Raw genomic sequence first — 19,314 nt, 5'->3', positions numbered from 1 at the left:
TTACTGTTGAGTGTTCACACAGATTGCCTTGTCTTGTTGACGAGCAAAACATTACCTTCCTTTGAAGGGATGTCGTTCTTTAAAAATTTGGAAAGCTGATAGTAGAACTTAGTGCGCGAGCATTAAGTGATACAAAATTGAGTTCTCAAAATACTTTAATCAAGTGTTTTGGATATTCTTTAACTTCAGAAATGAAGTAAATCAAGGCGTTCTTTTGCGAAAGCAAGAGACAGTAAAAACCAGCTAGTTGCAATACGCTCAAGTGAAACTCATTTGGGTTGTATGGTTAAGTGACTAAGCGTATACGGTGGATGCCTTGGCAGTCAGAGGCGATGAAGGACGTAGTAACTTGCGAAAAGCGTTGGCGAGCTAGTAACAAGCATTTGAGCTAACGATGTCCGAATGGGGAAACCCGGCCACATAAGTGGTCATCATACAGTGAATACATAGCTGTATGAGGCGAACCTGGGGAACTGAAACATCTAAGTACCCAGAGGAAAAGAAATCAACCGAGATTCCCTAAGTAGCGGCGAGCGAACGGGGATTAGCCCTTAAGTCTAGGGGGTGTTAGTGGAATGGTCTGGAAAGTCCAACGGTACAGGGTGATAGTCCCGTACATGAAAACTAACCTTAGATGAAAACGAGTAAGGCGGCACACGTGATATGTTGTCTGAACATGGGGGGACCATCCTCCAAGGCTAAATACTCCTGACTGACCGATAGTGAACCAGTACCGTGAGGGAAAGGCGAAAAGAACCCCTGTGAGGGGAGTGAAATAGAACCTGAAACCGTATACGTACAAGCAGTGGGAGCGGTTCTTGAGACCGTGACTGCGTACCTTTTGTATAATGGGTCAGCGACTTACATTTAGTAGCGAGGTTAAGCGAATAGCGGAGCCGTAGGGAAACCGAGTGTTAACTGCGCGTTTAGTTGCTAGGTGTAGACCCGAAACCCGGTGATCTAGCCATGGGCAGGTTGAAGGTTGAGTAACATCAACTGGAGGACCGAACCGACTAATGTTGAAAAATTAGCGGATGACTTGTGGCTGGGGGTGAAAGGCCAATCAAACCGGGAGATATCTGGTTCTCCTCGAAAGCTATTTAGGTAGCGCCTCGCACGAATACCATTGGGGGTAGAGCACTGTTAAGGCTAGGGGGTCATCCCGACTTACCAACCCTTTGCAAACTCCGAATACCAATGAGTACTATGCGGGAGACAGACAGCGGGTGCTAACGTCCGTTGTCAAAAGGGAAACAACCCAGACCGTCAGCTAAGGTCCCAAAGTACTAGCTAAGTGGGAAACGATGTGGGAAGGCTTAGACAGCTAGGATGTTGGCTTAGAAGCAGCCATCATTTAAAGAAAGCGTAATAGCTCACTAGTCGAGTCGGCCTGCGCGGAAGATGTAACGGGGCTAAGCTAGTCACCGAAGCTACGGGTGCATTTCATTAGAGATGCGCGGTAGAGGAGCGTTCTGTAAGCCGTTGAAGGTGAAGGGGTAACCCACGCTGGAGGTATCAGAAGTGCGAATGCTGACATGAGTAACGATAAAGGGGGTGAAAAACCCCCTCGCCGGAAGACCAAGGGTTCCTGTCCAACGTTAATCGGGGCAGGGTGAGTCGACCCCTAAGGCGAGGCCGAAAGGCGTAGTCGATGGGAAACGGGTTAATATTCCCGTACTTGTGCTAACTGCGATGGAGAGACGGAGAAGGCTAGGCTAGCGCGGCGTTGGTAGTCCGCGTTTAAGGTGGTAGGCGGTATTCTTAGGCAAATCCGGGAATACATACGCTGAGAGCTGATGACGAGGTCCTACGGGACTGAAGTAGTTGATGCCATGCTTCCAGGAAAATCTTCTAAGCTTCAGGTTAGCAGGAATCGTACCCCAAACCGACACAGGTGGTCGGGTAGAGAATACCAAGGCGCTTGAGAGAACTCGGCTGAAGGAACTAGGCAAAATGGTACCGTAACTTCGGGAGAAGGTACGCTCCTGCCGGTGATGAGACTTGCTCTCTAAGCTAGCGGGAGTCGCAGATACCAGGTGGCTGCAACTGTTTATCAAAAACACAGCACTGTGCAAAATCGCAAGATGAAGTATACGGTGTGACGCCTGCCCGGTGCCGGAAGGTTAATTGATTGGGTTATCTTCGGAGAAGCTCATGATCGAAGCCCCGGTAAACGGCGGCCGTAACTATAACGGTCCTAAGGTAGCGAAATTCCTTGTCGGGTAAGTTCCGACCTGCACGAATGGCGTAATGATGGCCACGCTGTCTCCAGCCGAGACTCAGTGAAGTTGAAATTGCGGTGAAGATGCCGTATACCCGCGGCTAGACGGAAAGACCCCGTGAACCTTTACTATAGCTTGGCACTGAACATTGAACCTACATGTGTAGGATAGGTGGGAGACTTTGAAGCATGAACGCTAGTTTGTGTGGAGTCGTCCTTGAAATACCACCCTTGTAGTTTTGATGTTCTAACCTAGGTCCCTTATCGGGATTAGGGACAGTGCCTGGTGGGTAGTTTGACTGGGGCGGTCTCCTCCCAAAGAGTAACGGAGGAGCACGAAGGTTGGCTAAGTACGGTCGGACATCGTACGGTTAGTGCAATGGCATAAGCCAGCTTAACTGCGAGACAGACACGTCGAGCAGGTACGAAAGTAGGTCATAGTGATCCGGTGGTTCTGAATGGAAGGGCCATCGCTCAACGGATAAAAGGTACTCCGGGGATAACAGGCTGATACCGCCCAAGAGTTCATATCGACGGCGGTGTTTGGCACCTCGATGTCGGCTCATCACATCCTGGGGCTGAAGTCGGTCCCAAGGGTATGGCTGTTCGCCATTTAAAGTGGTACGCGAGCTGGGTTCAGAACGTCGTGAGACAGTTCGGTCCCTATCTGCCGTGGGCGTTGGATGATTGAGGGGAGCTGCTCCTAGTACGAGAGGACCGGAGTGGACGAACCGCTGGTGTTCGGGTTGTCATGCCAATGGCATTGCCCGGTAGCTACGTTCGGAATCGATAACCGCTGAAAGCATCTAAGCGGGAAGCGAGCCCCAAGATGAGTCATCCCTAGGACTATAAGTCCTCTGAAGGGCCGTCCGAGACTAGGACGTTGATAGGCAAGGTGTGTAAGCGTTGTGAGGCGTTGAGCTAACTTGTACTAATGACCCGAGAGGCTTAACCATACAACCCAGATGGGTTTTACTGAACAAGCCTGATAAAGAATCGAAAAATACTTGATTGAAGATTGAGTACTCAATAATTAGCTTTCTGAATTTCCAAATTTGTCTGGAGACCATAGCACTGTGGCACCACCTGATCCCATTCCGAACTCAGAAGTGAAACGCAGTCGCGCCGATGGTAGTGTGGGGTTTCCCCATGCGAGAGTAGGTCATCTCCAGGCGCCTAATTTGCTTGCAAAAGCACGTCTCCTAACGCTGACACGTTAGCGACGCAAAAAGAATTTAGTGAGAAGCGCAAGCCATCACTAAAGGAGCGGTAGTTCAGTTGGTTAGAATACCGGCCTGTCACGCCGGGGGTCGCGGGTTCGAGTCCCGTCCGCTCCGCCAAAATTTCGATAAGCCCTAACAGTAATGTTAGGGCTTTTTCGTATCTGAAATTTGATGCTGTGATTTAGCGGGGCTGTCCTGTTCGCCCCAGCTTCGTGCTCATAAGCTCATCGCTAGGCGATATTCACCCATCAACATTAAAATAAAAGCCTCAGCAGCAATGCTGAGGCTTTTTTCGTTGTGGCATTTTAGCTTTTATGATACCAATCCGCATTAAATATTGCCCACTTTGGCCCAGTCTCTTGTACACAAACTTTTTACTCTGTCCTTGCACTGAATAAATGTATTCCAAGCACTGCAACACTGCTCAACGATATCGTTATAGCCTTCAAAACATCTATTGGCTAAACAGTGTTGTCTTAGCCATTGCCATACCTGCTCTATTGGATTTAGCTCTGGAGAATAGGGAGGTAATTTGAGAACTGATAAATTATCAAAGTCTTTGGCTATATCGTCTGTATGCCACCCCGCGCCATCGATGATAACAAGAGCATACCTATCCGAGTGGGTTGCTTCTGAAATTTGCTTCAAGTGTTGCCTCATCGCCTCCCGGTTAACAAAGGGAGTGACCAACGCTTCAGTTGCCCCCGTTGATGGGCAAACAGCCCCAAACAGATAAGCATATTCAAATTGTTGCTGCTTTACCGCTCTGGGGCGAGAGCCTTTTGTTGCCCACAGTTTGGTCGTTGTATTCTGCTGACCAAATCGCGCTTCATCTTGAAACCAAATATCGACACTATCTAAAGAAATATAAACAGGGATCGTTGCGATCGTTTTAGAAATGAGTTTTTTTAAATTCAGCTTGAGCTTCTAAGGATTGTTTGGGGTGCTTAGAACGACTGGTAATCCAGCTTAAACCTATACTTTTCAATATTTTATATACATGGTTTAGATGGTAATGGATACCAAACTGCTGTTCTATATAGGATTGAATATCGACGCCCGTTAATCGTCCACCTAATTCTGAGCGACTTAAATCGTCTATATATTGATAAAGAGTCCGCTTTTGCTGTTCGCTAAGTTTACTCGCATTTGTCGATCTCATATTGGCTTTCAAACCATCAATGCCAGAATCTAAGTACTTTTTAACCCATTCATTGACACTGCGACGACTAACCTTGAGTTGCCGAGCAACTTGAGCACGATTGTGACATTCCAAGAAGCAAGAAACAGCCAAAATGCGAATACGCATGCGGGCGTCTTTTTCTGACTTTGATAATCTAACGAGTTCAACAGAGGTGTAATTTTTCACAGAATAGAATGAGTTGAAAATGATGAGTGTATTAGATCACAATTTAGTACGGATTGGTATGAGGCATTACTTCGCGCCACTTTAGCTCAAACGAATGTAAGCGTCTGGGCAACTACACCTATCTTTTAAAATTCCATGGTAACAGGCTGTCGATATCCGGTGCTGGTTGGCACAGTTCATTAAGACAGGCCATGATGTAATCAAATGGTACTAAGCCATTGACTTTGGCCGTTTCTACTATGCTGTAAAGCGTGGCACTGGCATTAGCCCCATTAGCTGTCTGACTGAATAACCAATTTTTTCGGCCAATCACAAACGGTTTTACTGCTCGCTCTGCACGATTGTTATCAATACTCAATCTGCCATCATCAACATAACGAATGAGTTTGTGCCATTGATTAGCCAGGTAATTAGCTGCCTCCATCAGTTTGGTATTACCCACTAAATTGGGCTGGTTTTGCTCAAGCCATGCTTTTAGCTTGCCTAGGATAGGCAGGCTAGCCTCTTGTCTGGCAATGTACTTTTCATCTGTAGTTTTATCTTTGATGTGTGACTCTACACCGTACAGTTTTTGGATAAGGCTTAATACCATATCCGCTTTGCCGGTTTTGTTTTTGCCTTGCAGCTTTTTTGCTTCAATAAATTTACGCCTAGCATGAGCCCAGCATCCCACTAAGGTTGCCTGTGTGTTTTCATAAGCTTGATAACCATCTACGTGCAAGTAGCCTTGATATCCATCAAGATAATTGACCACGCAGGCGGCAGCCCGACTGTTATGGAAGTCGTAAAGCACAATATTAGGGATAGGATTATTCGGGGCTGGTGAATCTCGACCTGAGCAATAGACCCACATGTAGCTGTTCACTTTATCGGATTTCACCACTTTTAATGGCGTTTCATCCGCAAACAACGTGGGCTGTTTTAACAACGCTGTTTTAAGCCGTTCAACTAATGGTGCGAAGAGTGTGGCTGATTTGTCTATCCAGCTGCTCATTGTCTGGCGACTGAGCTCAATGCCATATTGCTTAAACATCGCTTCCTGGCGATAAAGCGGTAACCCGTATTGATATTTACTGGTGATAAGCTGACTGAGTAAACTGCTTGTAGCAATGCCTTTATTGATTGGCATCGCTGGCATTGAGGCTTGTTTAATCGGCGTTTGAGTTGAGGATTTATCACAATGGCGGCAAGCGTATTTAGCCCTAATGTACTCAATCACTTTGATTTGGGCTGGAATAAACTCAAGCTTTTCTGATTTATCCTCGCCCATTTTATGTAACTCACTGCCACAGCAATCACAGGTCTTATCGGTGATATCGTGGATAACCTGCTCACGGGGTAAGTCTTTTGGCAGTGGCTTACGCACAGGCTTTTTACGGGTATAGCTAATGGATTGTTGCTCGGCCTCAACGGCTTCAACAATCTCTTCTACTTCATTGAATAACTCGCCTTGCCCAACAAAGCCTTCAGCACTTTTGCCGAATTGTTTTTGTTGAGCGAGGCGCCAGCGCTCTTCCAAGGCTGCGATGAGTGCATCCTTCTGCGCTAACAGTTTTTCAAGTTCAGCAATGCGCTGTTTAAGGGCGAGTTCATTTTTCATGACGCCTATGTTAAGGCATATCGAAAGGCTTTGTAGTGCTAATTGACCTTGTTTTGATGATCATCAATTGATCGCAAATATTAACGTAGTTGCTTACCCGTCACATCAATTTTACTGTGGCCAATGACATCATAACCCCCTAATAACCAGTGTAATTGCTGCTCGGATAATGTCATTGTGGGTGATATGAGTTTGGGCCATTTGAACTTATGCTTATCTAATCGCTTATACCACAGCGCAAAGCCAGTGTTATCCCAATAAAGTCATTTGAGTTTATCGTGGCCTTTATTGCAAAACACAAATAGTGCACCATTAAGGACGGACAGCTCTAGCTCTGCTTCGACTAAAGCCGCCAACCCGTTAATTGATTTACGAAAATCGACAGCATCGGCACATAAATAGACGGAAGGCACATCAACAAACATCTTCATACCATTAGCCCCTTAATGATGGTAAGGATATCTATTGTTGCTAAATCCGCTGAAAGAGTGAGTTGGCCAGTTCGCGTATTAAACAGCACTGGGTGTTGATGAGTTTGCGTGCAGACTTCAGTGGTGGTTTGTTTTAGTTGTATAAAGCGTGATTGAGTAGCGTGAGATGTTTGCTCTGACACGCTTGGCTGATACTGTTGCTTACCCAGTAAAGCGCGCTGTTTATAATAAGTGGTAATCGAGACATTATGATGTTGGCAGAATTCAACATTAGTGCCTTTGAAATTGCTGCGCTGCTGAAGTAACCCTAGCCACTGTGCCGCTGTTTTGTATGTTTTCATCACCTGCTCCAAATTTATCATTGAGCAGGTATTTTTAGACAATCAGAACATCGATGCGAGGTGTGGTTCGCTAGACGGTCACAGCGTAATGATTAGATAGAAAGCCTGACGAGCTTTTGCAAATAGACTCATTTTAAAAATCTTGGCTTCCATCTTGAGCTGTTGAACATCAGCCGTTCTGCTCCATTGACTCCGCGCTGATGTTTCTTACTGTGCATGCATATCCCCAATCGTGATAAAAAGCCGCCGCACCTAACTCTATGACCCATTATCGGGTGGTAGTTATCAATATGAAGTGGCTGGTAATTATCGACTATCCGGCACTCTGTTTCGGTGGTGCTAGTGCCATACGACTTAGTGAAATCCACGTCATAAAAGCTCAGGATGTGTCATTTTTATCCATATAGATGGCTAAACGAGCAGTCAGTCGTGAGTGACCCAGTTAGCACTTGTGCAATTGTGGCAGCGCCCTATAATGCGACCCACTGACACGGACAACGGCGCTGTAAAGCAACGATACTGAGTCAGGATGGAACTTGCGAAGTAAGTTAACCATGAGTGATTAAGGGTGTTAGGCGAAAGTTTAACCGCTTGGATCCAAGCCTGAAATAAGGGCTTGACCCACTCAGGTTTATGCGTAAAATACGCATCCCTAGCCCGTAGCGGCAACGTTCTTTAACAAGTAGAAGACAAGCAAATCTGTGTGGACATTCACAGTAGTTGATAAATCGACAACGATTTAACACGTCTCGCAAGAGACTTCAACGAAGATGTCCGCATAACATGCAAATTTGATGATTTATCATCGAATCGACAGAATTCATTGAGCAGGACCTTTGGGTCCGAACAAAACTTTAATTGAAGAGTTTGATCATGGCTCAGATTGAACGCTGGCGGCAGGCCTAACACATGCAAGTCGAGCGGCAGCGGGAAGTAACTTGTTACTTTGCCGGCGAGCGGCGGACGGGTGAGTAATGCCTGGGAATTTGCCCATTGGTGGGGGATAACAGTTGGAAACGACTGCTAATACCGCATACGCCCTACGGGGGAAAGCAGGGGAGCCTTCGGGTCCTTGCGCTGATGGATAAGCCCAGGTGGGATTAGCTAGTAGGTGAGGTAAAGGCTCACCTAGGCGACGATCCCTAGCTGTTCTGAGAGGATGATCAGCCACACTGGGACTGAGACACGGCCCAGACTCCTACGGGAGGCAGCAGTGGGGAATATTGCACAATGGGGGAAACCCTGATGCAGCCATGCCGCGTGTGTGAAGAAGGCCTTCGGGTTGTAAAGCACTTTCAGTAGGGAGGAAAGGTTGACGGTTAATACCCGTTAGCTGTGACGTTACCTACAGAAGAAGGACCGGCTAACTCCGTGCCAGCAGCCGCGGTAATACGGAGGGTCCGAGCGTTAATCGGAATTACTGGGCGTAAAGCGTGCGCAGGCGGTTTGTTAAGCGAGATGTGAAAGCCCCGGGCTCAACCTGGGAATTGCATTTTGAACTGGCAAACTAGAGTCTTGTAGAGGGGGGTAGAATTTCAGGTGTAGCGGTGAAATGCGTAGAGATCTGAAGGAATACCGGTGGCGAAGGCGGCCCCCTGGACAAAGACTGACGCTCATGCACGAAAGCGTGGGGAGCAAACAGGATTAGATACCCTGGTAGTCCACGCCGTAAACGATGTCTACTCGGAGTTTGGTGTCTTGAACACTGGGCTCTCAAGCTAACGCATTAAGTAGACCGCCTGGGGAGTACGGCCGCAAGGTTAAAACTCAAATGAATTGACGGGGGCCCGCACAAGCGGTGGAGCATGTGGTTTAATTCGATGCAACGCGAAGAACCTTACCTACTCTTGACATCCAGAGAATTCGCTAGAGATAGCTTAGTGCCTTCGGGAACTCTGAGACAGGTGCTGCATGGCTGTCGTCAGCTCGTGTTGTGAAATGTTGGGTTAAGTCCCGCAACGAGCGCAACCCTTATCCTTATTTGCCAGCACGTAATGGTGGGAACTCTAGGGAGACTGCCGGTGATAAACCGGAGGAAGGTGGGGACGACGTCAAGTCATCATGGCCCTTACGAGTAGGGCTACACACGTGCTACAATGGTCGGTACAGAGGGTTGCAAAGCCGCGAGGTGGAGCTAATCTCACAAAGCCGATCGTAGTCCGGATTGGAGTCTGCAACTCGACTCCATGAAGTCGGAATCGCTAGTAATCGTGGATCAGAATGCCACGGTGAATACGTTCCCGGGCCTTGTACACACCGCCCGTCACACCATGGGAGTGGGCTGCACCAGAAGTAGATAGCTTAACCCTTCGGGGAGGGCGTTTACCACGGTGTGGTTCATGACTGGGGTGAAGTCGTAACAAGGTAGCCCTAGGGGAACCTGGGGCTGGATCACCTCCTTACCTATGCGATTTAGAATTACTGTTGAGTGTTCACACAGATTGCCTTGTCTTGTTGACGAGCAAAACATTACCTTCCTTTGAAGGGATGTCGTTCTTTAAAAATTTGGAAAGCTGATAGTAGAACTTAGTGCGCAAGCATTAGGTGATACAAAATTGAGTTCTCAAAATACTTTAATCAAGTGTTTTGGATATTCTTTAACTTCAGAAATGAAGTAAATCAAGGCGTTCTTTTGCGAAAGCAAGAGACAGTAAAAACCAGCTAGTTGCAATACGCTCAAGTGAAACTCATTTGGGTTGTATGGTTAAGTGACTAAGCGTATACGGTGGATGCCTTGGCAGTCAGAGGCGATGAAGGACGTAGTAACTTGCGAAAAGCGTTGGCGAGCTAGTAACAAGCATTTGAGCTAACGATGTCCGAATGGGGAAACCCGGCCACATAAGTGGTCATCATACAGTGAATACATAGCTGTATGAGGCGAACCTGGGGAACTGAAACATCTAAGTACCCAGAGGAAAAGAAATCAACCGAGATTCCCTAAGTAGCGGCGAGCGAACGGGGATTAGCCCTTAAGTCTAGGGGGTGTTAGTGGAATGGTCTGGAAAGTCCAACGGTACAGGGTGATAGTCCCGTACATGAAAACTAACCTTAGATGAAAACGAGTAAGGCGGCACACGTGATATGTTGTCTGAACATGGGGGGACCATCCTCCAAGGCTAAATACTCCTGACTGACCGATAGTGAACCAGTACCGTGAGGGAAAGGCGAAAAGAACCCCTGTGAGGGGAGTGAAATAGAACCTGAAACCGTATACGTACAAGCAGTGGGAGCGGTTCTTGAGACCGTGACTGCGTACCTTTTGTATAATGGGTCAGCGACTTACATTTAGTAGCGAGGTTAAGCGAATAGCGGAGCCGTAGGGAAACCGAGTGTTAACTGCGCGTTTAGTTGCTAGGTGTAGACCCGAAACCCGGTGATCTAGCCATGGGCAGGTTGAAGGTTGAGTAACATCAACTGGAGGACCGAACCGACTAATGTTGAAAAATTAGCGGATGACTTGTGGCTGGGGGTGAAAGGCCAATCAAACCGGGAGATATCTGGTTCTCCTCGAAAGCTATTTAGGTAGCGCCTCGCACGAATACCATTGGGGGTAGAGCACTGTTAAGGCTAGGGGGTCATCCCGACTTACCAACCCTTTGCAAACTCCGAATACCAATGAGTACTATGCGGGAGACAGACAGCGGGTGCTAACGTCCGTTGTCAAAAGGGAAACAACCCAGACCGTCAGCTAAGGTCCCAAAGTACTAGCTAAGTGGGAAACGATGTGGGAAGGCTTAGACAGCTAGGATGTTGGCTTAGAAGCAGCCATCATTTAAAGAAAGCGTAATAGCTCACTAGTCGAGTCGGCCTGCGCGGAAGATGTAACGGGGCTAAGCTAGTCACCGAAGCTACGGGTGCATTTCATTAGAGATGCGCGGTAGAGGAGCGTTCTGTAAGCCGTTGAAGGTGAAGGGGTAACCCACGCTGGAGGTATCAGAAGTGCGAATGCTGACATGAGTAACGATAAAGGGGGTGAAAAACCCCTCGCCGGAAGACCAAGGGTTCCTGTCCAACGTTAATCGGGGCAGGGTGAGTCGACCCCTAAGGCGAGGCCGAAAGGCGTAGTCGATGGGAAACGGGTTAATATTCCCGTACTTGTGCTAACTGCGATGGAGAGACGGAGAAGGCTAGGCTAGCGCGGCGTTGGTAGTCCGCGTTTAAGGTAGTAGGCGGTATTCTTAGGCAAATCCGGGAATACTTACGCTGAGAGCTGATGACGAGGTCCTAAGGGACTGAAGTAGTTGATGCCATGCTTCCAGGAAAATCTTCTAAGCTTCAGGTTAGCAGGAATCGTACCCCAAACCGACACAGGTGGTCGGGTAGAGAATACCAAGGCGCTTGAGAGAACTCGGCTGAAGGAACTAGGCAAAATGGTACCGTAACTTCGGGAGAAGGTACGCTCCTGCCGGTGATGAGACCTGCTCTCTAAGCTAGCGGGAGTCGCAGATACCAGGTGGCTGCAACTGTTTATCAAAAACACAGCACTGTGCAAAATCGCAAGATGAAGTATACGGTGTGACGCCTGCCCGGTGCCGGAAGGTTAATTGATTGGGTTATCTTCGGAGAAGCTCATGATCGAAGCCCCGGTAAACGGCGGCCGTAACTATAACGGTCCTAAGGTAGCGAAATTCCTTGTCGGGTAAGTTCCGACCTGCACGAATGGCGTAATGATGGCCACGCTGTCTCCAGCCGAGACTCAGTGAAGTTGAAATTGCGGTGAAGATGCCGTATACCCGCGGCTAGACGGAAAGACCCCGTGAACCTTTACTATAGCTTGGCACTGAACATTGAACCTACATGTGTAGGATAGGTGGGAGACTTTGAAGCATGAACGCTAGTTTGTGTGGAGTCGTCCTTGAAATACCACCCTTGTAGTTTTGATGTTCTAACCTAGGTCCCTTATCGGGATTAGGGACAGTGCCTGGTGGGTAGTTTGACTGGGGCGGTCTCCTCCCAAAGAGTAACGGAGGAGCACGAAGGTTGGCTAAGTACGGTCGGACATCGTACGGTTAGTGCAATGGCATAAGCCAGCTTAACTGCGAGACAGACACGTCGAGCAGGTACGAAAGTAGGTCATAGTGATCCGGTGGTTCTGAATGGAAGGGCCATCGCTCAACGGATAAAAGGTACTCCGGGGATAACAGGCTGATACCGCCCAAGAGTTCATATCGACGGCGGTGTTTGGCACCTCGATGTCGGCTCATCACATCCTGGGGCTGAAGTCGGTCCCAAGGGTATGGCTGTTCGCCATTTAAAGTGGTACGCGAGCTGGGTTCAGAACGTCGTGAGACAGTTCGGTCCCTATCTGCCGTGGGCGTTGGATGATTGAGGGGAGCTGCTCCTAGTACGAGAGGACCGGAGTGGACGAACCGCTGGTGTTCGGGTTGTCATGCCAATGGCATTGCCCGGTAGCTACGTTCGGAATCGATAACCGCTGAAAGCATCTAAGCGGGAAGCGAGCCCCAAGATGAGTCATCCCTAGGACTATAAGTCCTCTGAAGGGCCGTCCGAGACTAGGACGTTGATAGGCAAGGTGTGTAAGCGTTGTGAGGCGTTGAGCTAACTTGTACTAATGACCCGAGAGGCTTAACCATACAACCCAGATGGGTTTTACTGAACAAGCCTGATAAAGAATCGAAAAATACTTGATTGAAGATTGAGTACTCAATAATTAGCTTTCTGAATTTCCAAATTTGTCTGGAGACCATAGCACTGTGGCACCACCTGATCCCATTCCGAACTCAGAAGTGAAACGCAGTCGCGCCGATGGTAGTGTGGGGTTTCCCCATGCGAGAGTAGGTCATCTCCAGGCGCCTAATTTGCTTGCAAAAGCACGTCTCCTAACGCTGACACGTTAGCGACGCAAAAAGAATTTAGTGAGAAGCGCAAGCCATCACTAAAGGAGCGGTAGTTCAGTTGGTTAGAATACCGGCCTGTCACGCCGGGGGTCGCGGGTTCGAGTCCCGTCCGCTCCGCCAAAATTTCGATAAGCCCTAACAGTAATGTTAGGGCTTTTTCGTATCTGAAATTTGATGCTGTGATTTAGCGGGGCTGTCCTGTTCGCCCCAGCTTCGTGCTCATAAGCTCATCGCTAGGCGATATTCACCCATCAACATTAAAATAAAAGCCTCAGCAGCAATGCTGAGGCTTTTTTCGTTGTGGCATTTTAGCTTTTATGATACCAATCCGCATTAAATATTGCCCACTTTGGCCCAGTCTCTTGTACACAAACTTTTTACTCTGTCCTTGCACTGAATAAATGTATTCCAAGCACTGCAACACTGCTCAACGATATCGTTATAGCCTTCAAAACATCTATTGGCTAAACAGTGTTGTCTTAGCCATTGCCATACCTGCTCTATTGGATTTAGCTCTGGAGAATAGGGAGGTAATTTGAGAACTGATAAATTATCAAAGTCTTTGGCTATATCGTCTGTATGCCACCCCGCGCCATCGATGATAACAAGAGCATACCTATCCGAGTGGGTTGCTTCTGAAATTTGCTTCAAGTGTTGCCTCATCGCCTCCCGGTTAACAAAGGGAGTGACCAACGCTTCAGTTGCCCCCGTTGATGGGCAAACAGCCCCAAACAGATAAGCATATTCAAATTGTTGCTGCTTTACCGCTCTGGGGCGAGAGCCTTTTGTTGCCCACAGTTTGGTCGTTGTATTCTGCTGACCAAATCGCGCTTCATCTTGAAACCAAATATCGACACTATCTAAAGAAATATAAACAGGGATCGTTGCGATCGTTTTAGAAATGAGTTTTTTTAAATTCAGCTTGAGCTTCTAAGGATTGTTTGGGGTGCTTAGAACGACTGGTAATCCAGCTTAAACCTATACTTTTCAATATTTTATATACATGGTTTAGATGGTAATGGATACCAAACTGCTGTTCTATATAGGATTGAATATCGACGCCCGTTAATCGTCCACCTAATTCTGAGCGACTTAAATCGTCTATATATTGATAAAGAGTCCGCTTTTGCTGTTCGCTAAGTTTACTCGCATTTGTCGATCTCATATTGGCTTTCAAACCATCAATGCCAGAATCTAAGTACTTTTTAACCCATTCATTGACACTGCGACGACTAACCTTGAGTTGCCGAGCAACTTGAGCACGATTGTGACATTCCAAGAAGCAAGAAACAGCCAAAATGCGAATACGCATGCGGGCGTCTTTTTCTGACTTTGATAATCTAACGAGTTCAACAGAGGTGTAATTTTTCACAGAATAGAATGAGTTGAAAATGATGAGTGTATTAGATCACAATTTAGTACGGATTGGTATGAGGCATTACTTCGCGCCACTTTAGCTCAAACGAATGTAAGCGTCTGGGCAACTACACCTATCTTTTAAAATTCCATGGTAACAGGCTGTCGATATCCGGTGCTGGTTGGCACAGTTCATTAAGACAGGCCATGATGTAATCAAATGGTACTAAGCCATTGACTTTGGCCGTTTCTACTATGCTGTAAAGCGTGGCACTGGCATTAGCCCCATTAGCTGTCTGACTGAATAACCAATTTTTTCGGCCAATCACAAACGGTTTTACTGCTCGCTCTGCACGATTGTTATCAATACTCAATCTGCCATCATCAACATAACGAATGAGTTTGTGCCATTGATTAGCCAGGTAATTAGCTGCCTCCATCAGTTTGGTATTACCCACTAAATTGGGCTGGTTTTGCTCAAGCCATGCTTTTAGCTTGCCTAGGATAGGCAGGCTAGCCTCTTGTCTGGCAATGTACTTTTCATCTGTAGTTTTATCTTTGATGTGTGACTCTACACCGTACAGTTTTTGGATAAGGCTTAATACCATATCCGCTTTGCCGGTTTTGTTTTTGCCTTGCAGCTTTTTTGCTTCAATAAATTTACGCCTAGCATGAGCCCAGCATCCCACTAAGGTTGCCTGTGTGTTTTCATAAGCTTGATAACCATCTACGTGCAAGTAGCCTTGATATCCATCAAGATAATTGACCACGCAGGCGGCAGCCCGACTGTTATGGAAGTCGTAAAGCACAATATTAGGGATAGGATTATTCGGGGCTGGTGAATCTCGACCTGAGCAATAGACCCACATGTAGCTGTTCACTTTATCGGATTTCACCACTTTTAATGGCGTTTCATCCGCAAACAACGTGGGCTGTTTTAACAACGCTGTTTTAAGCCGTTCAACTAATGGTGCGAAGAGTGTGGCTGATTTGTCTATCCAGCTGCTCATTGTCTGGCGACTGAGCTCAATGCCATATTGCTTAAACATCGCTTCCTGGCGATAAAGCGGTAACCCGTATTGATATTTACTGGTGATAAGCTGACTGAGTAAACTGCTTGTAGCAATGCCTTTATTGATTGGCATCGCTGGCATTGAGGCTTGTTTAATCGGCGTTTGAGTTGAGGATTTATCACAATGGCGGCAAGCGTATTTAGCCCTAATGTACTCAATCACTTTGATTTGGGCTGGAATAAACTCAAGCTTTTCTGATTTATCCTCGCCCATTTTATGTAACTCACTGCCACAGCAATCACAGGTCTTATCGGTGATATCGTGGATAACCTGCTCACGGGGTAAGTCTTTTGGCAGTGGCTTACGCACAGGCTTTTTACGGGTATAGCTAATGGATTGTTGCTCGGCCTCAACGGCTTCAACAATCTCTTCTACTTCATTGAATAACTCGCCTTGCCCAACAAAGCCTTCAGCACTTTTGCCGAATTGTTTTTGTTGAGCGAGGCGCCAGCGCTCTTCCAAGGCTGCGATGAGTGCATCCTTCTGCGCTAACAGTTTTTCAAGTTCAGCAATGCGCTGTTTAAGGGCGAGTTCATTTTTCATGACGCCTATGTTAAGGCATATCGAAAGGCTTTGTAGTGCTAATTGACCTTGTTTTGATGATCATCAATTGATCGCAAATATTAACGTAGTTGCTTACCCGTCACATCAATTTTACTGTGGCCAATGACATCATAACCCCCTAATAACCAGTGTAATTGCTGCTCGGATAATGTCATTGTGGGTGATATGAGTTTGGGCCATTTGAACTTATGCTTATCTAATCGCTTATACCACAGCGCAAAGCCAGTGTTATCCCAATAAAGTCATTTGAGTTTATCGTGGCCTTTATTGCAAAACACAAATAGTGCACCATTAAGGACGGACAGCTCTAGCTCTGCTTCGACTAAAGCCGCCAACCCGTTAATTGATTTACGAAAATCGACAGCATCGGCACATAAATAGACGGAAGGCACATCAACAAACATCTTCATACCATTAGCCCCTTAATGATGGTAAGGATATCTATTGTTGCTAAATCCGCTGAAAGAGTGAGTTGGCCAGTTCGCGTATTAAACAGCACTGGGTGTTGATGAGTTTGCGTGCAGACTTCAGTGGTGGTTTGTTTTAGTTGTATAAAGCGTGATTGAGTAGCGTGAGATGTTTGCTCTGACACGCTTGGCTGATACTGTTGCTTACCCAGTAAAGCGCGCTGTTTATAATAAGTGGTAATCGAGACATTATGATGTTGGCAGAATTCAACATTAGTGCCTTTGAAATTGCTGCGCTGCTGAAGTAACCCTAGCCACTGTGCCGCTGTTTTGTATGTTTTCATCACCTGCTCCAAATTTATCATTGAGCAGGTATTTTTAGACAATCAGAACATCGATGCGAGGTGTGGTTCGCTAGACGGTCACAGCGTAATGATTAGATAGAAAGCCTGACGAGCTTTTGCAAATAGACTCATTTTAAAAATCTTGGCTTCCATCTTGAGCTGTTGAACATCAGCCGTTCTGCTCCATTGACTCCGCGCTGATGTTTCTTACTGTGCATGCATATCCCCAATCGTGATAAAAAGCCGCCGCACCTAACTCTATGACCCATTATCGGGTGGTAGTTATCAATATGAAGTGGCTGGTAATTATCGACTATCCGGCACTCTGTTTCGGTGGTGCTAGTGCCATACGACTTAGTGAAATCCACGTCATAAAAGCTCAGGATGTGTCATTTTTATCCATATAGATGGCTAAACGAGCAGTCAGTCGTGAGTGACCCAGTTAGCACTTGTGCAATTGTGGCAGCGCCCTATAATGCGACCCACTGACACGGACAACGGCGCTGTAAAGCAACGATACTGAGTCAGGATGGAACTTGCGAAGTAAGTTAACCATGAGTGATTAAGGGTGTTAGGCGAAAGTTTAACCGCTTGGATCCAAGCCTGAAATAAGGGCTTGACCCACTCAGGTTTATGCGTAAAATACGCATCCCTAGCCCGTAGCGGCAACGTTCTTTAACAAGTAGAAGACAAGCAAATCTGTGTGGACATTCACAGTAGTTGATAAATCGACAACGATTTAACACGTCTCGCAAGAGACTTCAACGAAGATGTCCGCATAACATGCAAATTTGATGATTTATCATCGAATCGACAGAATTCATTGAGCAGGACCTTTGGGTCCGAACAAAACTTTAATTGAAGAGTTTGATCATGGCTCAGATTGAACGCTGGCGGCAGGCCTAACACATGCAAGTCGAGCGGCAGCGGGAAGTAACTTGTTACTTTGCCGGCGAGCGGCGGACGGGTGAGTAATGCCTGGGAATTTGCCCATTGGTGGGGATAACAGTTGGAAACGACTGCTAATACCGCATACGCCCTACGGGGGAAAGCAGGGGAGCCTTCGGGTCCTTGCGCTGATGGATAAGCCCAGGTGGGATTAGCTAGTAGGTGAGGTAAAGGCTCACCTAGGCGACGATCCCTAGCTGTTCTGAGAGGATGATCAGCCACACTGGGACTGAGACACGGCCCAGACTCCTACGGGAGGCAGCAGTGGGGAATATTGCACAATGGGGGAAACCCTGATGCAGCCATGCCGCGTGTGTGAAGAAGGCCTTCGGGTTGTAAAGCACTTTCAGTAGGGAGGAAAGGTTGACGGTTAATACCCGTTAGCTGTGACGTTACCTACAGAAGAAGGACCGGCTAACTCCGTGCCAGCAGCCGCGGTAATACGGAGGGTCCGAGCGTTAATCGGAATTACTGGGCGTAAAGCGTGCGCAGGCGGTTTGTTAAGCGAGATGTGAAAGCCCCGGGCTCAACCTGGGAATTGCATTTTGAACTGGCAAACTAGAGTCTTGTAGAGGGGGGTAGAATTTCAGGTGTAGCGGTGAAATGCGTAGAGATCTGAAGGAATACCGGTGGCGAAGGCGGCCCCCTGGACAAAGACTGACGCTCATGCACGAAAGCGTGGGGAGCAAACAGGATTAGATACCCTGGTAGTCCACGCCGTAAACGATGTCTACTCGGAGTTTGGTGTCTTGAACACTGGGCTCTCAAGCTAACGCATTAAGTAGACCGCCTGGGGAGTACGGCCGCAAGGTTAAAACTCAAATGAATTGACGGGGGCCCGCACAAGCGGTGGAGCATGTGGTTTAATTCGATGCAACGCGAAGAACCTTACCTACTCTTGACATCCAGAGAATTCGCTAGAGATAGCTTAGTGCCTTCGGGAACTCTGAGACAGGTGCTGCATGGCTGTCGTCAGCTCGTGTTGTGAAATGTTGGGTTAAGTCCCGCAACGAGCGCAACCCTTATCCTTATTTGCCAGCACGTAATGGTGGGAACTCTAGGGAGACTGCCGGTGATAAACCGGAGGAAGGTGGGGACGACGTCAAGTCATCATGGCCCTTACGAGTAGGGCTACACACGTGCTACAATGGTCGGTACAGAGGGTTGCAAAGCCGCGAGGTGGAGCTAATCTCACAAAGCCGATCGTAGTCCGGATTGGAGTCTGCAACTCGACTCCATGAAGTCGGAATCGCTAGTAATCGTGGATCAGAATGCCACGGTGAATACGTTCCCGGGCCTTGTACACACCGCCCGTCACACCATGGGAGTGGGCTGCACCAGAAGTAGATAGCTTAACCCTTCGGGGAGGGCGTTTACCACGGTGTGGTTCATGACTGGGGTGAAGTCGTAACAAGGTAGCCCTAGGGGAACCTGGGGCTGGATCACCTCCTTACCTATGCGATTTAGAATTACTGTTGAGTGTTCACACAGATTGCCTTGTCTTGTTGACGAGCAAAACATTACCTTCCTTTGAAGGGATGTCGTTCTTTAAAAATTTGGAAAGCTGATAGTAGAACTT

At 47.4% G+C, this 19,314-nt stretch carries 6 protein-coding genes, 2 tRNA genes, 6 rRNA genes and 2 pseudogenes; 8 read left to right on the top strand and 8 right to left on the bottom strand.

Going from position 1 to position 19,314, the window contains the following annotated elements; translation table 11 throughout:
* Positions 1-284: 284 nt before the first annotated feature.
* The 3 genes from FJQ87_RS01155 to FJQ87_RS01145 all read left to right on the top strand — a co-directional run bounded on the left by FJQ87_RS01155 (position 285) and on the right by FJQ87_RS01145 (position 3,561).
* Positions 285-3,177: ribosomal RNA gene (locus tag FJQ87_RS01155) — 23S ribosomal RNA — on the top strand.
* 102 nt (positions 3,178-3,279) lie between these two features.
* Positions 3,280-3,395, top strand: a 5S ribosomal RNA gene (gene rrf, locus FJQ87_RS01150).
* A gap of 89 nt (positions 3,396-3,484) precedes the next feature.
* Positions 3,485-3,561: transfer RNA gene (locus FJQ87_RS01145), tRNA-Asp, on the top strand.
* 213 nt (positions 3,562-3,774) lie between these two features.
* On the opposite strand, the gene FJQ87_RS01140 is transcribed toward FJQ87_RS01145, so the two are convergent.
* From FJQ87_RS01140 to FJQ87_RS01120, 4 genes and pseudogenes are all read right to left on the bottom strand, one after another.
* A protein-coding gene (locus FJQ87_RS01140; protein ID WP_168195118.1) for an IS630 family transposase occupies positions 3,775-4,753 on the bottom strand; the annotation gives its coding sequence in 2 pieces (ribosomal slippage) (positions 3,775-4,338 and positions 4,340-4,753; 978 coding nt in all).
* 178 nt (positions 4,754-4,931) lie between these two features.
* On the bottom strand, positions 4,932-6,413 hold the full coding sequence (locus FJQ87_RS01135; protein WP_140930119.1) for an IS66 family transposase: 1,482 nt from the start codon (positions 6,411-6,413) through the stop codon (positions 4,932-4,934).
* An 80-nt stretch (positions 6,414-6,493) separates the two neighbouring features.
* Positions 6,494-6,838, bottom strand: a pseudogene (tnpB, locus tag FJQ87_RS01125) (IS66 family insertion sequence element accessory protein TnpB).
* 2 nt (positions 6,839-6,840) lie between these two features.
* Positions 6,841-7,185, bottom strand: coding sequence for an IS66 family insertion sequence element accessory protein TnpB (locus FJQ87_RS01120; protein ID WP_168195117.1), 345 nt, complete (start codon positions 7,183-7,185; stop codon positions 6,841-6,843).
* An 855-nt stretch (positions 7,186-8,040) separates the two neighbouring features.
* On the opposite strand from FJQ87_RS01120, the gene FJQ87_RS01115 reads away from it, so the two are divergent.
* From FJQ87_RS01115 to FJQ87_RS01100, 4 genes are all read left to right on the top strand, one after another.
* Positions 8,041-9,587 (top strand): 16S ribosomal RNA (locus FJQ87_RS01115).
* A 300-nt stretch (positions 9,588-9,887) separates the two neighbouring features.
* Positions 9,888-12,779 (top strand): 23S ribosomal RNA (locus tag FJQ87_RS01110).
* 102 nt (positions 12,780-12,881) lie between these two features.
* Positions 12,882-12,997, top strand: a 5S ribosomal RNA gene (gene rrf / locus FJQ87_RS01105).
* Together the 16S, 23S and 5S rRNA genes with 1 tRNA gene alongside form the textbook arrangement of a ribosomal RNA operon.
* 89 nt (positions 12,998-13,086) lie before the next feature.
* Positions 13,087-13,163 (top strand) — tRNA-Asp (locus tag FJQ87_RS01100).
* A 213-nt stretch (positions 13,164-13,376) separates the two neighbouring features.
* Here the strand turns inward: FJQ87_RS01100 and FJQ87_RS01095 are convergent.
* The 4 genes and pseudogenes from FJQ87_RS01095 to FJQ87_RS01075 all read right to left on the bottom strand — a co-directional run bounded on the left by FJQ87_RS01095 (position 13,377) and on the right by FJQ87_RS01075 (position 16,787).
* Positions 13,377-14,355, bottom strand: a protein-coding gene (locus FJQ87_RS01095; RefSeq protein ID WP_168195118.1) for an IS630 family transposase whose coding sequence is annotated in 2 segments (ribosomal slippage) — positions 13,377-13,940 and positions 13,942-14,355 — 978 coding nt in all. Because the reading frame shifts where the segments join, the coding sequence is not laid out codon by codon here.
* 178 nt (positions 14,356-14,533) lie between these two features.
* Entirely contained in the window at positions 14,534-16,015 is a 1,482-nt protein-coding gene (locus FJQ87_RS01090; protein ID WP_140930119.1) for an IS66 family transposase, read from the bottom strand.
* Between the two features lie 80 nt (positions 16,016-16,095).
* Positions 16,096-16,440 (bottom strand): annotated as a pseudogene (gene tnpB, locus FJQ87_RS01080) (IS66 family insertion sequence element accessory protein TnpB).
* 2 nt (positions 16,441-16,442) lie between these two features.
* Entirely contained in the window at positions 16,443-16,787 is a 345-nt protein-coding gene (locus FJQ87_RS01075) for an IS66 family insertion sequence element accessory protein TnpB (protein WP_168195117.1), read from the bottom strand.
* Positions 16,788-17,642: 855 nt separating this feature from the next.
* On the opposite strand from FJQ87_RS01075, the gene FJQ87_RS01070 reads away from it, so the two are divergent.
* Positions 17,643-19,188: ribosomal RNA gene (locus FJQ87_RS01070) — 16S ribosomal RNA — on the top strand.
* The last annotated feature ends 126 nt before the right edge of the window (positions 19,189-19,314 follow it).

It is taken from the genome of Shewanella sp. SNU WT4 (assembly GCF_006494715.1).
In the GTDB taxonomy this organism is placed as follows: domain Bacteria; phylum Pseudomonadota; class Gammaproteobacteria; order Enterobacterales; family Shewanellaceae; genus Shewanella.
The sequence above is the reverse complement of the archived record's forward strand: the minus strand, read 5'-3'. Positions and strand labels throughout refer to the sequence as shown.